The organism is Pseudaquabacterium pictum (assembly GCF_005403045.1).
Lineage (GTDB): Bacteria > Pseudomonadota > Gammaproteobacteria > Burkholderiales > Burkholderiaceae_C > Pseudaquabacterium > Pseudaquabacterium pictum.
Map to the genome: position 1 here is coordinate 330,136 of NZ_BJCL01000004.1, position 14,800 is coordinate 344,935.

Genomic DNA, 14,800 nt, shown 5'->3' on the forward strand with positions numbered 1-14,800 from the left:
CATGAGCCAAGCCGCCGGGGCGACCAAGCCCCCGTTCCGCAAGATGAACTGGCTGCCGCGCGACATCGACGTCGAGCGGCGGCCCGATGGCACGCTGGTGCTGCAGTCGCGCATCCCGCTGCAGCCCTATGCGCCGCACATCCCGGCCCTGGTGGCCAAGTGGGCCGCCGCCGCGCCCGACCGCACCTGGATCGCCCAGCGCAAGGGGGCTGACCGGCAGTGGCGGCGCATCAGCTATGCCGAAGGCAAGGCCCTGATCGACAGCCTGACCCAGGCGCTGCTGGACCTGGGCGTGCCGGCCGGGCGGCCGCTGGCCATCCTGTCGGGCAACTCGCTGGAACATGCGCTGATGACCCAGGCGGCCATGCAGGCCCGGCTGCCGGTGGCGCCGTTCTCGCCCAGCTACTCGCTGCTCAGCCAGGACCACGCCAAGCTGAAGTACCTGTTCAACCTGGTCAAGCCCGCCGCCGTGCTGGTGCAGGACGGCGTGCAGTTCCAGAAGGCGCTGGCCGCGCTGCAGGCCAACGGCCAGCTCGACGGGCTGCCGGTGGTCCATGTCGACCGTGCGCCGGAGGGGATCGCCAGCCATGGCTTCGACACCCTGTCGCGCACGCCAGTGACGCCGGCGGTGCAGGCCTCCATCGACGCGATCACGCCCGACACCGTGGGCAAGCTGCTGTTCACCAGCGGCTCCACCGGCATGCCGAAGGCGGTCATCAACACCCAGCGCATGATGTGCGCGAACGTGGCACAGGGCAACCAGGTGCGCAGCCAGCCCGGCCCGGGCCCGACGGTGGTGCTCGACTGGATGCCCTGGAACCACACCATGGGCGGCAATTCCACCTTCCACGGCATCCTGGGCGAAGGCGGCACGCTCTACATCGACGACGGCCGGCCGGTGCCGGGCCAGTACGAGGAGACGCTGAACAACCTGCGCGAGATCGCCCCCTCGCTCTACAGCAGTGCACCCTCGGGCTATGCCATGCTGGCCGCCGCGCTGGAGAAGGACGACGCGCTGGCGCGCAACTTCTTCAAGAACCTGAACCTGCTGGCCTATGGCGGCGCCCGCCTGCCCGATGACTTGTATGCCCGCATGCAGGCCCTGGCGGTGCAGTACACCGGCCACCGCCTGGTCTTCTACACCGGCTGGGGCTCGACCGAGACCGCGCCCACCTCCACCGGCACCTACTGGGAAACCGAGCGTGTCGGCCTGATCGGCCTGCCCTTCCCCGGCGTGCAGCTGAAGATGCTGCCCACCGCCACGCCGAACATGTACGAGCTGCGCCTCAAGGGCATCAACGTGTTCCCGGGCTACCACGCCCAGCCCGAGCTGACGGCCGCCGCCTTCGACGAGGAAGGCTTCTACAAGATCGGCGATGCCGGCGTGCTGTCCGACCCGGCCGATCCGGCCGCCGGCCTGATCTTCGCCGGCCGGGTGACCGAGGAGTTCAAGCTGACCACCGGCACCTTCGTGCATGTGGGCGAGCTGCGCACCGACTGCATCGCCGCCTGCTCGCCGGTGTTGCTGGACGCCCTGGTCACCGGCCAGGACCGGCCCTACATCGGCCTGCTGGCCTGGCCGAACCTGGCGGCCTGCCGGGCGCTGATCGGCCAGCCCGATGCGGGCTTCGATGCCATCGTGGCCCACCCCGCCGTGCGCGAGGCCGTGCAGCGCGGCCTGGAGGCCCACAACGCCACCACCCAGGGCGCCAGCAGCCGGCGCATCGGCCGCGTGGTGCTGCTGACCGAGCCGCCGTCGATCGACGGCAACGAGCTGACCGACAAGGGCTACATCAACCAGAAGGCCGGGCTGACGCGCCGCGCCGCACTGGTCGAGCGGCTGTATGCCGAGCAACCCACCGACGACGTGATCGTCCTGAAGTGACCACGATGAATTTCGACGACGTGATCCTGGGCCGCCGCAGCATCCGCGGCTACCTGAAGAAGCCGGTGCCCAAGGCCCTGGTGCGCGAGGTGCTGGAAATCGCGATGCGCGCGCCGACCTCGCTGAACACCCAGCCCTGGAACTTCTACGTGGTGGCCGGCGACGTGCTCGACCGCATCCGCAAGGGCAATGTCGAGCGCAACCTGGCCGGCGTGCCGCACAGCCGCGAGTTCCGCATGGGCCCCGGCTACGAGGGCGCGCACCGCGAGCGGCAGATCGGCATCGCCAAGCAGCTGTTCGCGGCCATGGGCATCGCCCGCGAGGACAAGGTGGCGCGCGACGACTGGGTGCTGCGCGGCTTCCGCCAGTTCGACGCACCGGTGTCCATCGTCATCACCTACGACAAGTCCATCCAGGGCAGCGACATCGCGCCGTTCGACTGCGGCGGCGTGGTCAACTGCATCGTCAACACCGCCTGGTCACGCGGCCTGGGCTGCGTGATCAACAGCCAGGGCATCATGCAGAGCCCGGTGGTGCGGGCCGAGGCCGGCATCCCCGACGACCAGGTGATCCAGACCTGCATCGCCATGGGCTGGCCCGACGACAGCTTCCCGGCCAATGCGGTGGTGTCCACCCGCAAAAGCGTGGACGAGGCGGCGGTGTTCCGCGGCTTCCCCGATTGAGCCGCGCCATGGCCGACTTGCTGCCCCTGCTGAAGCTGCAGGCCGTGATGCCCGGCGCGCCCGAGGTCGACCACCCGCGCCCGGAGCGGCTGATCACCGGCAACCCGCGCCGCGAGACCTGGAACACGGTGGATGGACCGGTCGGCGGCGGCCGGCTCTACTGCGGTGTCTGGCGCTGCGAACCGGGCCACTGGCGCATCGCCATGGGGCCGGGCGAGCAGGAGCTGTTCACCGTGCTGTCGGGCCGCTGCCGGGTGCATGGCGCCGACGGCGCGGTGCAGACCGCCGGCCCGGGCGAGGCGGTCTTCATCCCGCCGGGCTTCCAGGGGTCGTTCGAGGTGCTGGAGACGGTGACCAAGACCTACGCCATCGTCGACGCCGGCGCGCCCGCGGCTTAGAACCCCGCGCTCCGGGCCGGGTTTGCCGGGCTGCCGGCGGCCGCCCGCGGCCCGCAGAATCCGTGGATCTCAGTTTCAGACACACGGAGACAGCCATGGCATTCGACGGATCGGCAATCCAGGCGCTGCTGGACGGCGCGGTGGCCAGGGGCGCGGTGCACGGCATCGCCGGCCTGGTGGTCAACCGCGACGGCGCGGTGTTCCACCATGTGGCCGGCGAGGCGCGCGCCGACACCCTGTTCCGCAATGCGTCGATGACCAAGGCGGTGGCCACCACCGGGGCGCTGCAGCTGGTGGAACAGGGCCGGCTCAGCCTGGACGCGACGGTGGCCTCCATCCTGCCGGAGTTCGGCCAGCTGCAGGTGCTGGACGGCTTCGACGCCGACGGCCAGCCCCGCCTGCGGCCGCCCGCCAGCGCCGCCACGGTGCGCCAGCTGATGACCCACACCGCCGGCCTGGGCTACTTCTTCACCAGCGACAAGCTGCTGCGCCACCTGGCGCAGACCGGTGCGCCCAGCCCGCTGTCGGGCGAGAAGCGCAGCCTGTCGGTGCCGCTGGTCAACGACCCCGGCACCGCCTGGGCCTACGGCGTCAACACCGACTGGCTGGGGCTGGTGGTCGAGAAGATCAGCGGGCAGACGCTGGGCAGCTACCTGCAGCAGCATGTGTACGGCCCGCTGGGCATGGCCGAGTCCAGCTTCGCGCCCAGCGCGGCGCAGCGCGCGCGGCTGCTGCGGGTGATGCAGCGCCAGGCCGATGGCACGCTGGCGCCGTCGGTGCACGACCTGCCCGCCACCTCGGAATGGGACGCCGCAGGCCATGGCTCCTACGGCACGATCCAGGACTACGGCCGCTTCGTGCAGGCCTGGCTGAACGACGGCGCCGGGGTGCTGCAACCCGCCACCGCCCAGATGGCGATGCAGCCGCAGATCGGTAGCATCCAGCTGCCGGCGCTGATGAAGTCGGCCCTGCCCGAGCTGTCGAACGATGTGCCGTCGATGCCGGTGCCGCAGAGCTGGGGCCTGGGCTTCCACCTGACGATGACCGACCTGCCCGGCATGCGCAGCAGCGGCACCGGCGACTGGGCCGGCGTGTTCAATTCCTACTACTGGATCGACCGCCGCAAGGGCATCGGCGGCGTGCTGATGACGCAGCTGCTGCCCTTCTTCGACATGCCGGTGATCGAGACGCTGATGGGCTTCGAGATGGCGGTCTACCAGCAGGTGGGCGCGGCCCTGCCGGCGGCGTGAGCGCAGCGCGCAAGACGGCCATGGGCATCGTGAGCGACCCCCTGCTCGGCAAGTTCTCGGTGCTCAATGACGAGTGGCAGGTCGACCTGCCCACCGGCACCTTCATCTCGCCCGAGCTGCAGCCCGAACGGCCGGAGCAGATGCTGATGTTCGCGCCGCGGCTGCGCAACGGCAGCATCTCGGCCGACGTGACGCCGCTCAAGGGCGGCAAGTCACCGCGCGAGGCGGTGAGCCTGGAGGCGGCCATCGTCTTCCGCCATGGCAGCCCGGAGGGCTACTACTACGCCGGCACCAGCGCCTTCGACACCAAGTTCTTCATGGCCAAGGTGCTGCAGGGGCCGTACTTCCAGGCCCGCGGCTATGTGGGCCGCCGCTCGTCGGTGCTGGCCGGGCGCACCTACCGGCTCCGGGTGGAATTCAGCGGCAGCCAGATCACGCTCTACGAGAACGACGTGCAGCAGTTCTCGGTGTTCGACGATGCCTATGCCGGCGGCCAGGTGGGCCTGCGCACCTTCCGCACGCAGGCGCGGTTCGCCAATGTGCGCATCCGCCCGGCCACGCCGCGCTGCTTCGTCATCATGCCGTTCACGTCGGAGCTGAGCTTCGTCTATCGGGTGATGAAGGAGGTGGTCGAGTCCTACGGCATCAGCTGCGAGCGGGCCGACGAGGTGTACCTGTCACGCCCGGTGATGGACGATGTGAAGACCCGCATCGCCGAGGCCGACCTCGTGATCGTCGACTTCACCGGCCGCAACCCGAATGTCTATTACGAGGCCGGGCTGGCCGATGCCTACAAGAAGGACTGGATCGTGCTAGCGCAGTCGTCGGAGGACATGACCTTCGATGTGCGGCATGTGCGCTCGGTGCGCTACAGCAACACCATGGGCGCCGACCTGAAGCTGCGCGCCGACCTGGACCAGGCCCTGCGTGGCCTGGGCTACGGCCAGGCCGCGCGCTGAGCCGGGCGGGCGGGGCGCGCCCGTCAGCGCACGATGTCGACGCCGCCCTTGCCGGTGCGGCTGGTGCTGGCCATGGTGGCGTTGAGGGCATCGGTGCCACCGAGGGCCGTCTCGATGCTGGTGCCGTCGGTGGTGTTGATGCCCAGTGCAGCGGCTGCATCGTCGGCCGGCGTGGGCAGGTTGTCGGACTCGGGGTTGATCTCGTCGCTCGGGCTGTTGGCCATGGGGTTCTCCTGGGCGCGGCGCGCCGGTCTCACATCAGGTTACGTGAACGACTGCCGGGGCGCAATCATCGATGAACGGATGCCCGGTCAGGCCGGGCCATCGGCGATGGCCCGGTGGTCGGCCAGCTGCAGGTAGCCGCGGCGCAGCGCGGCATCGGGAATGCGGGCGCTGCGGGCCTGCAGCTCGTCGCGTGCACGGGCAACCAGCGTGGCGGTGCGCGGGTCACCGCAGGCATGCAGCACCTGGCAGCCCACCCGGTACAACAGCATCGGCAGCAGCGCACCATCGACCAGCGGCGCCGGCGACAGCAGCAGCGGCAGCAGCCCCTGCAGGTGGTCCAGCGCGGTGGCCGCGGCCTGCGGTCCGCCGCGGGCCAGGGCCAGCTCGGCCTGGGCCGCCTGCACCTCCAGCGCCGCCAGGCCGCCGCCCAGCTCCTGCAGCAGGGCAGCGGCCTGGTCCAGCGCCGGTGCAGCCGCGTCAAAGCGCCCGGCGCTGGTGTGCAGCACGCCCAGGTGGTGCAGGGTGCTGGCCTGGGTGGCGCGGGCGCCGATCTCCTGGGCCAGGGCCAGGGCGGCATGGATGGACTGCAGCGCACCGTCGTGGTGGCCCAGCGCCTGCTCGACCAGGCCCAGGTTCTCCAGCACGATGGCCTCGCCGCGGCGGAAGCCGCTGGAGCGCAGCAGCCCCAGGGCCTGGTGGCCCAGGGCCTGGGCCTGTGCGAACTGGCCCAGCTCGCGGTGGGCCTCGGCGCGGTTGACCAGGGCCAGGCCATGCTGGGTGGGCTCGTTCAGCGCGGCGAAGATGCGGGCCGCCTGCTCGGCATGCAGGCCGGCCTGGTAGAAATCGCCGGCGGCCAGGCAGGCGCTGCCCATGTTGTTGAACAGCATGGCCTCGCCCGAGCGGTCGCCGATGCGGCGCGCCAGCGGCTGCGCCTGCTCGTAGCGGCCCACCGCATCGGCATGGCGCGAGCGAGACTTGGCCACCACGCCCAGGTTGTTCAGGATGTCGATCTGCGCCCGTGCCTGGCCGGTGGCCCGGGCCAGGGCCATGGCCTGGGTCAGTGCGGCCTCGGCGGCGTCGTAATCGCCCAGATGCCAGTGCAGCAGGCCGGTCTGCGACAGCGTGGCCGATTCGGCACGCGCATCCCCGGCGGCCCGCGCCAGTGCCAGCGCACGGGCCAGCAGCGGCGGGGCGCCTGCGGCCTCGCCGGCGAAGAACAGCGCCCGGGTGTCCAGCAGCAGCGCATCGACCAGCAGGCCTGTGGAACGCGCCGCGGCGCGGGCATCGGCCTCGATGGCGCCGATGGCGGCCTGGGCGCTGAGCCGGGCGGCCGCCCAGTCGCCGCTGTCCAGCGCCAGCTTGGCGCGGCGGGTGGCCACCTGGGCCGCGGCCACCACCGGATCGGCCTGCACCGGCACCAGGGCCTGCAGCGCGTCCAGGTCGGCGCGGCGGCGGTCGTGCCGGCCCTGCAGGTCGTGGATGGCCTCGCGGCGCAGCAGCACGTCGAAGCGGCCGGCCGTGTCGCCGGCGGGCAGCCAGTCCAGCGCGCGGCCGAAGTGCGACAGCGCCTCGTCATTGGCGAAGGCCGCCGCCGCCTGCTCGCCGGCGCGGCGCAGGTAGTGGCAGGCCTTGTCGCGCTCCTCGGCGCGGGCGTAGTGGTGGGCCAGCTGCGGCACCAGCGGCGCCAGGCGGTCGGGCGGCGTCTCCTCCAGGTAGCGGGCATAGCGGCCGTGCAGCGCCACCCGGGTGGCATGGGCCAGGCTCTCGTAGCTGACCTCCAGCGTCACCAGGTGCTTGAACAGGTGACTGGGGTCGGGCTCGGGCAGTTCCTGCGGCGTCAGGCCCAGGCGGTCCAGCGCCATCAGGTCGGCCTTCAGCGCGTCCAGGCTGCCCAGCTGCGGGTAGTAGCCATGCAGGTCGGCGACTCGGAACACCCGGCCGATGATGCTGGCCACCTTCAGCGCCAGCTGCTGCGCCACGGTGAGCCGGTCGATGCGGCTGAGCACCAGGCTGTGCAGGCTGGCCGGCAGGTCCAGCGCGTCGGGCGCCACCGGGTCGCGCGGATCGATGCCGCGGTCGTGCAGGTAGTTCAGCAGCTCCTCGATGTAGAACGGGTTGCCCTGGGCGCGCTGGGTGATGCGCTCGACCAGCGCCGGCCGCACCGCCGCCGGCCGCTCGGGGAACAGCGCCGCCACCTTGGCGCGGATGACCTGCTCGGTGTGCAGCGCGGTCAGGCCGCCCAGCACCAGCTCCTCCATGTGCGGCAGGCCGGCCAGGCGGGCGCCGACGGCCTGCGTCTCGCCGGCCTCGGGCGGGCGCCAGGTCAGCAGCAGCAGCACCGGCAGCGTGGCGATGGCCTGGGCCACCAGCACCAGCAGGTCCAGCGACAGCGGGTCGGCATCGTGCAGGTCTTCCAGCACCAGCAGCAGGCCGCTGCCGTCGTCGGCCGCCTCGCGCGCGGCCGAGGCCAGGCAGCGCAGCAGCAGCGTCTCCAGCAGGGCCTTGCGGTCCTTCGGCTGCAGGGCCTGGGTGAAGGGGTTGTCGGGCAGGTCCAGCCCCAGCACCGCGCCCAGCAGCGGCCAGGCCTCGGCATGCTCGGGCGCACGCAGCGCCACCTCGCCGGCCACCTGGCGGATCTGCTTGCGCAGCGGCAGCGCCGGGTCGAGGTCGAAAAAGGCGGTCCAGATCGACTGCCAGGCCAGGTAGGGCGTGTGGATGCCGTCGAGCTGGCAGGCGCCACCGTAGCCGATCAGGTGCTCGCGGCGGGCCTGGCGGATGCCCTCGGCCACCAGGCGCGACTTGCCCATGCCGGCCTCGCCGGTGATGCCGACGATGCGGCCCTGGCCCTGCAGCGCCTGGGCCAGCCGTTGCGCCAGGTGGCGGCTCTCGGCATCGCGGCCGACCATCGGCAGCGCGGCCGCCGGCTCCTGCAAGCGGATGGCGCGCAGCTGGCGCCGGTCGCCCACCGCGAACACCGGCATGGGCTCGGCCTTGCCCTTGATGGCCATCGGCGGGCGGGCCTCGACGGTGAACTCATCGGCCACCGCATGGCGCACCCGCGCCGACACCAGGATCTCGCCCGGCGCGGCGATGGCCATCAGCCGCGCGGCGGAGTTCACCTCGTCGCCCATGGCGCCGAACGACTGGCGCGTGGTGCTGCCGTAGCCGCCCACCCGCATGGTGCCGCGGGCCACGCCGATCTGCGCCGCATAGGGTGACGCGGCGAACAGCTGGCGCAGCGCCACCGCCGCCCGCAAGGCACGGCCGGCGTCGTCCTCGTGCACCTGGGCCGCGCCGAAGGAGCCGTAGAGGTAGCTGCCCTTGTCGCCGATGGTCAGCTCCAGCAGCACGCCGCCGTGGCGCTGCAGCACGCCCTGGGCCTGGCGCACCAGGCTCTCCAGTGCGCTGGCGGCATGCTCGTCGTGGTCGTGGTCCAGGCCGGTGAAGCGCAGGAACAGCGCCGCCGCGGGCCGCAGGTCGGTGGTGAACAGGCCCTGGGCAGCCGCCTCACGCTCGGCCACGAAGGGCAGGATCCAGGGGCGCAGCACCGCGTCGTCCGGCAGCGTGTCCGGCAGCGCCGGGATGGCCGGCACCACGGCCGCCGGCAGGCCGCTGGCCAGGGCCGGATCGAGCACATGGAACGCCTCGCCGGTGTCGGCGCGGCGCACCTCGGCGGCCTGCAGGTGCAGCAGGCTGGCGGTGGGCTGGTCGAGCAGGATCTCGCCGGGCAGGGCCAGGCCCTCGCCGGCGGACACCCGGGCCACGGTGGCACCGGCCACCACGTCGATGCGCTGGATGGCCGGGTCGCCGACGGCAAAGCGCCGCGCCGGCCCGCTGCTGACCGCCACTTTCACCGCCAGCGCCGGGAATTGCTGCATCGTGGCCTGCATCGCCAGCGCGCAGTGCGCCGCCCGCGGCGCGGTGTCGGCCACGGTGCCGTCGAACCAGCAGGTGATGGCATCGCCGGCGAAGCCGACCACGCTGCCGCCGAACCGCTCAACATCGCCGATCAGGCCCTGGTAGACGGCATTGACCTGGCCGCTCAGCGCCTCGACGCCGCGGCGCTCGCCGTGGGCGCGCTTGAGCGATTCGGTCAGCGCGGTGAAGCCGGTGATGTCGGCGAACAGCGCCGAGCCGGTGGTGCGGTCAGGCAGCGCCTGGCCGCACGCCAGGGCGCGCAGGCGGTCCTGCGGAAGGTAGGTGTGCAAGGCCATGGGCGGAGGGGGCGGGCGCCGGTGGCCATCGGGTGCGCTCCGGCGCGATCGGGCGCGACGGTAGCACGGCCCTGGCTGGCAGCGCTCCGGTGGTTAGAGTGCACCCATGGATTCCCTGCTGCGCACGACCACCGGTGCCCCGGCCGCCACCTTGCTGCTGCTGACCATCCTGGTGGTCAGCGCCCTGGGCCTGACCCGCTGGCCGGGCCTGGTCACGCAGCAGCTGCTGCGGCCCCATGGCCTGGCCCGCCGGGGCGACTGGCACACCCTGGTGACCAGCGGCTTCATCCACGCCGACCTGATGCACCTGCTGTTCAACGCCTTCACCTTCTGGGCTTTCGGCTTCGGGTTGGAACGGGCGCTGGGCACGCCGCTGTTCGTGCTGCTGTATGCCGCCGGCCTGCTGGTGAGCAGCGGCATCACCGCCTGGCTGCACCGGCGTGAGCCGGGCTACGCCAGCCTGGGCGCATCGGGCGCGATCTCGGCGGTGCTGTTCGCGTCGATCGTGGTGTTCCCGCAGGCGTCGATCTACATCCTGCCGTTGCCGTTTCCGATCCCGGCCCCGGTGTTCGCGGTGGCCTACCTGGTGTTCAGCGTGCTCGCCAGCCGCGCCCGCACCGGGCGCATCAACCACGATGCCCACATCGCCGGGGCGCTGACCGGCGTGGTGTTCATGGCGCTGGTGGCGCCAGGCTCGGTGGGCCAGGCCCTGGGCGGGCTGTTCGGTCTGTTCGGCAGCTGATCTCAGCCCAGCTCCCGGCTGGCCAGCGCGGCCGCGGCGGCGCGGGTCTCCACACCCAGCTTCTCGAACACATGCTCCAGGTGCTTGTTGACGGTGCGCGGGCTCATGCCCAGGATCTCGGCGACGTCGCGGTTGGTCTTGCCCTTGGCCACCCAGCTCAGCACCTCGGTCTCGCGCGGGGTGAGTGCGGCGGTGGCCAGGCGCGAGGGCGCGGCTTCGCCGGCGGCCTGCAGGCTGAGCAGCCACATCACCTCGCCCAGGCCCACCGCGCCCAGGCGGCGGGCCACCAGCTGGCGGCCGTCGGGATGGGCGCGGCGGGCCAGCGCATCGGCCGTGCCGGGCTGGTCGGTGGCCGCCAGCCAGGCCGCCGCGGCGGACGGCACGCCGGCCGGTGCATCGGCAAAGCCCTCGGCCAGCCAGCGCTGGGCCTGGGGAGATTGCCAGGCGATGCGGCCGCGGCCGTCGACCACCAGCACGCCGTGGCCGCCCACGTCGACCGCGTCGCGCGCCAGCCGCACCGCGCGGGCATTGCGCACATGGGTGGCCAGCCGGGCCTGCACCTCCTGCGCGCGCAACGGCTTGACCACATAGTCGACACCGCCGGCATCGAAGCCCTCGACCACATGGGCCGTCTCCGACAGGCCGGTCATGAAGATCACCGGGATGTGCGACCAGGCCGGCTCGGCCTTGATGCGGCGGCAGGTCTCGAAGCCTGACCAGCCGGGCATCAGCGCATCCAGCAGGATGGCGTCGGGCGTGACCAGGTCCAGCCGGGCCAGCGCCGCCTCGCCGCTGTGCGCCACCAGCACGGTGTAGCCGTCGGCCTCCAGCACCTGCGCCAGCGCGCCCAGGCTCTGCGGCATGTCGTCGACCAGCAGCACGATGTCGCCGGTGCGGTCGGGGGTTGGCATGTCGGGCAGCATGGTCATGCGGCGGCCTCGTCGGCGGCATCGTCGGCATCCACGGCGGCGCGCAGGCGGTCGGCCAGGTCGGTGAAGGCGAAGCGCTCGACCAGGCCGCGCAGCAGCGCCACCTCGTCCTGCAGCGCCGGGTGGGCAGCGGCCAGCGCATCCAGCGCCTGGTGCAGGCCCTGGGCATGGCCCAGCCGGGCCAGGCGCAGCAGCGGCGCGGCCTGGGCGGCCAGCAGCGCGCTGGCTGCCGGCACGGCCGCCGGTTGTGCCCAGCCGGGCACGGTGAGCTCGGCCACCCATTCCAGCTGCAGGTGCTTCTGCAACGCCACCAGCAGCTCGCTCTCGATCACCGGCTTGTCGACGAAGGCCTGGGCGCCGGCCGCCTCCAGCTTGTCGGCGCGGTTCTCGAAGGCATTGGCCGAGACCATGATGATGGGCATGGCCGGCATCGGGGCGCCGCTGGCCTCGGCCAGGCGCTGCTCCTGGCTGCGCAGGCGGCGCGCGGTCTCCCAGCCGTCCATGTCGTCCATGGTGATGTCCAGCAGCACCGCGTCGGGCCGCTGGTCGGCCACGCTCTCCAGGCATTCGCTGCCGCTGGCGGCCTCGCGGATGGTGAAGCCCAGCGGCAGCAGCATGCCGGCCAGCATCTGCCGCTGGGTGGGGTGGTCGTCGACCACCAGCAGGCTGCGCCGCGCGCCGATGTAGCCGGTGACCGGCCGGTGGTGGGTGACGCTGCGCTGCGCCGGCGCGGCGATCTCGCTCAGGTACAGCCGCACGGTGAAGGTGCTGCCCTCGCCCGGCGTGCTTTGCACGGTCAGCTCGCCGCCCATCAGCTGGGTCAGCAGGTGGGTGATGGTCAGGCCCAGGCCGGTGCCGGCGTCGCCGCTGCGGCGGCCGGCGCTGCCGCGCTCGAAGGGCATGAAGATGCGCTCCAGGTCCTGCTCGGCGATGCCGATGCCGGTGTCGATGACCTGCAGCCGCGCCACCTCGCGGCTGAAGTCGATGCGCAGGGTGACGCTGCCCTGGTCGGTGAAACGGATGGCATTGCCCAGCAGGTTGATCAGGATCTGGCGCAGGCGCTTGGCATCGGCGCGGATGTAGGCCGGCACCCGGCCCTCGGTCTGCAGCGTGAAGGCCAGTTGGCGGGCCGCGGCCTGCGGCGCCACCATGCGCACCAGGTCGTCGAGGAACTCGCGCACCGGCAGCGGCGCCGGATCGAGCCGCAGGCGGCCGGCCTCGATGCGGGCCAGGTCCAGCAGGCCGTCGATCAGGCCGTGCAGGTGCTCGCCGCTGCGGTGGATGGTGGCCACGGCGCGGCGCGGCTCGGGCGTGAGCCGCTCGTCCTTCAGCAGGATCTGGGCATAGCCCAGGATGCTGTTGAGCGGCGTGCGCAGCTCATGGGTGATGCCGGCCACATAGCGGGTCTTGGCCTGGTTGGCGGCCTCGGCCACATCCTTGGCGGCCTGCAGCGCGGCGTCGGTGCGGCCATGGGCCTTGATCTCGCGGGTCAGCAGCTGGTTCTGGCGGTTGCTTTCCTCCTCGGCGCGGTGGCGGCTCTCGCTGGCCAGCACCATCCACCAGGCACCCACGGCCAGCGCCAGCGCCAGCAGCGCGAAGGCCTGCAGGAAGGGCGCGCGCAGGGCCGCCGGGTCCAGCGTGCGCAGGCCGTTCAGGCTGGCCTGCTGCTCGTAGACCACGCCCAGGATCACCGCCAGCAGCCCGATCAGCGAGACCACCACCACCAGGTAGTGCGCCACGCGGAAGTTGATGCGCGCCGCCAGCTGCGCCGGCAGCAGCTGGGCCAGCGCGGCACGCACCTGCTCGGCGGTGCGGCTCTCGGTCTTGCAGCGGTCGTGGCAGCGCGATTCCAGCGTGCAGCACAGGCTGCAGATCGGCGCGCCGTAGGCCGGGCACCAGGCCATGTCGTCGGATTCGAACGGGTTCTCGCAGACCGAGCAGCGCACCGATTCACCCGGCTTCCAGCGCGGCGGATCGGTGCGCGCCAGGTACCAGCGGCCGCGGGTCCACCAGGCCAGCAGCGGCGAGATCACCAGGCTGGCGCCCAGCGCGATGAACGGCGCATAGGCCTGGGCCAGCGGGCCGAAGGCGCCGGCATAGGCCACCACCGCCAGCGTGGCGGCGGCCAGCATCGCGCCCAGGCCCACCGGGTTGATGTCATAGAGGTAGGCGCGGCGGAACTCGATGTGCTTCGGGCTCCAGCCCAGGGGCTTGTTGATCACCAGGTCGGCCACCAGTGCGCCCACCCAGGCGATGGCCACGTTGCTGTAGAGGCCCAGCACACGTTCGAGCGCCTCGAACACGCCCAGCATCATCAGCAGCACGGCGATCAGCACGTTGAACACCAGCCACACCACCCGGCCGGGGTGGCTGTGGGTGAGGCGGGCGAAGAAATTGCTCCAGGCCAGGCTGCCGGCGTAGGCGTTGGTGAGGTTGATCTTGACCTGCGAGACGATGACGAACAGCACCGTGGCTGCCAGCACCCAGCCCGGGCTGCTGAAGACATAGGCGAAGCCCGCCATGTACATGTGGTTGGGGTCGATGGCCTTCTCGGGCGGTACCTGCTGCTGCAGCACCAGGAAGGCCAGGAAGGCACCACCCAGCATCTTCAGCATGCCCGGCACGATCCAGCCCGGCCCGGCCACCAGCACCGCCGCCCACCAGCGGCGGGCGTTGCGGGGTGTCTTCTCGGGCAGGAAGCGCAGGTAGTCGACCTGCTCGCCGATCTGCACCACCAGCGAGAACGCCACGGTGGCGGCAGCGCCGAACATCACCGCATCGAAGCCGGCGCTGCCCGAGACCTTGCCGGCCAGGCTGGTGAACTCGGCGAAACGCTCGGGCTCCTTCCAGGCCACGAACAGGTAGGGCAGCACGAACAGCGCCAGCCAGATCGGCTGCGACCACAGCTGCAGCCGGCTGATCAGCGTGATGCCGTGCATCACCAGCGGCACCACGCCCAGCGAGGCCACCAGGTAGCAGAGCCACAGCGGCCAGTCCAGGGCCATCTGCAGCGCCAGCGCCAGGATGGCGGCCTCCAGCGCGAAGAAGATGAAGGTGAAGCTGGCATACACCAGCGAGGTCAGCGTGCTGCCCAGGTAGCCGAAGCCGGCGCCACGGGTCAGCAGGTCCATGTCCAGCCCGTACTTGGCGGCGTAGTAGCTGATCGGCAGGCCGGTGAGGAAGGTGATCAGCCCCACCACCAGGATGGCCCACAGCGCATTGCTGAAGCCGTAGCTCAGCGCGATGGCACCGCCGATGGCCTCCAGCGCCAGGAAGCTGGTGGCACCGAAGGCGGTGTTGGCCACGCGCGCCTCGCTCCACTTGCGGAAGTGGCGCGGCGTGTAGCGCAGGGCGTAGTCCTCCAGCGTCTCGTCGTTGACCCAGCTGTTGTAGTCACGGCGGATGCGGAAGATCTTCTGCGGGGCAAGCGCCAATGAAACCTCCAGAGGCTGGGAAACGGCAAAACCCGCAAGCAAGAAGCGATCCCAGGGCAGCGCGCGCCGCCCGCCCAGGTG

The 14,800-nt window shown here is 71.8% G+C and carries 10 protein-coding genes; 6 read left to right on the plus strand and 4 right to left on the minus strand.

All coding sequences use genetic code 11. The annotated features are described in order from the left end of the window. Position 1: 1 nt before the first annotated feature. The 5 genes from FFT10_RS11040 to FFT10_RS11060 all read left to right on the plus strand — a co-directional run bounded on the left by FFT10_RS11040 (position 2) and on the right by FFT10_RS11060 (position 5,175). Positions 2-1,885 (plus strand): AMP-binding protein, encoded by a 1,884-nt coding sequence (locus FFT10_RS11040; protein WP_228027059.1) that lies wholly within the window; start codon positions 2-4, stop codon positions 1,883-1,885. A gap of 5 nt (positions 1,886-1,890) precedes the next feature. Further along, the gene (locus FFT10_RS11045; protein WP_137732871.1) at positions 1,891-2,568 is read left to right on the plus strand and encodes a nitroreductase; all 678 of its coding nucleotides are present in this window, start codon (positions 1,891-1,893) and stop codon (positions 2,566-2,568) included. Between the two features lie 8 nt (positions 2,569-2,576). Continuing rightward, positions 2,577-2,966: a cupin domain-containing protein gene (locus FFT10_RS11050; RefSeq protein ID WP_228027060.1), complete on the plus strand. Its 390-nt coding sequence runs from the start codon at positions 2,577-2,579 to the stop codon at positions 2,964-2,966. 95 nt (positions 2,967-3,061) lie between these two features. Next, a complete protein-coding gene (locus tag FFT10_RS11055; RefSeq protein ID WP_137732872.1) occupies positions 3,062-4,216 on the plus strand; it encodes a serine hydrolase domain-containing protein in 1,155 nt (384 codons plus the stop codon). Continuing rightward, on the plus strand, positions 4,213-5,175 hold the full coding sequence (locus FFT10_RS11060; protein ID WP_137732873.1) for a hypothetical protein: 963 nt from the start codon (positions 4,213-4,215) through the stop codon (positions 5,173-5,175). Before FFT10_RS11055 ends, FFT10_RS11060 begins: the two co-directional genes overlap by 4 nt. A 23-nt stretch (positions 5,176-5,198) precedes the next feature. Here the strand turns inward: FFT10_RS11060 and FFT10_RS11065 are convergent, their stop codons facing one another. Further along, a complete protein-coding gene (locus tag FFT10_RS11065) occupies positions 5,199-5,399 on the minus strand; it encodes a hypothetical protein (RefSeq protein ID WP_137732874.1) in 201 nt (66 codons plus the stop codon). 87 nt (positions 5,400-5,486) lie between these two features. Further along, positions 5,487-9,614 carry a tetratricopeptide repeat protein gene (locus tag FFT10_RS11070; protein WP_137732875.1) on the minus strand — a complete coding sequence of 1,376 codons (4,128 nt, stop codon included), beginning with the start codon at positions 9,612-9,614 and terminating at the stop codon, positions 5,487-5,489. A gap of 106 nt (positions 9,615-9,720) precedes the next feature. Here FFT10_RS11070 and FFT10_RS11075 point away from each other — a divergent pair, with 106 nt between their 5' ends. Next, positions 9,721-10,356, plus strand: a complete 636-nt coding sequence (locus FFT10_RS11075; protein WP_137732876.1) for a rhomboid family intramembrane serine protease — start codon at positions 9,721-9,723, stop codon at positions 10,354-10,356. Between the two features lie 2 nt (positions 10,357-10,358). On the opposite strand, the gene FFT10_RS11080 is transcribed toward FFT10_RS11075, so the two are convergent. Further along, positions 10,359-11,285 carry a response regulator transcription factor gene (locus tag FFT10_RS11080; RefSeq protein WP_137732877.1) on the minus strand — a complete coding sequence of 309 codons (927 nt, stop codon included), beginning with the start codon at positions 11,283-11,285 and terminating at the stop codon, positions 10,359-10,361. Then, positions 11,282-14,719 carry a hybrid sensor histidine kinase/response regulator gene (locus FFT10_RS11085; protein ID WP_137732878.1) on the minus strand — a complete coding sequence of 1,146 codons (3,438 nt, stop codon included), beginning with the start codon at positions 14,717-14,719 and terminating at the stop codon, positions 11,282-11,284. Before FFT10_RS11085 ends, FFT10_RS11080 begins: the two co-directional genes overlap by 4 nt. Positions 14,720-14,800: the final 81 nt, after the last annotated feature.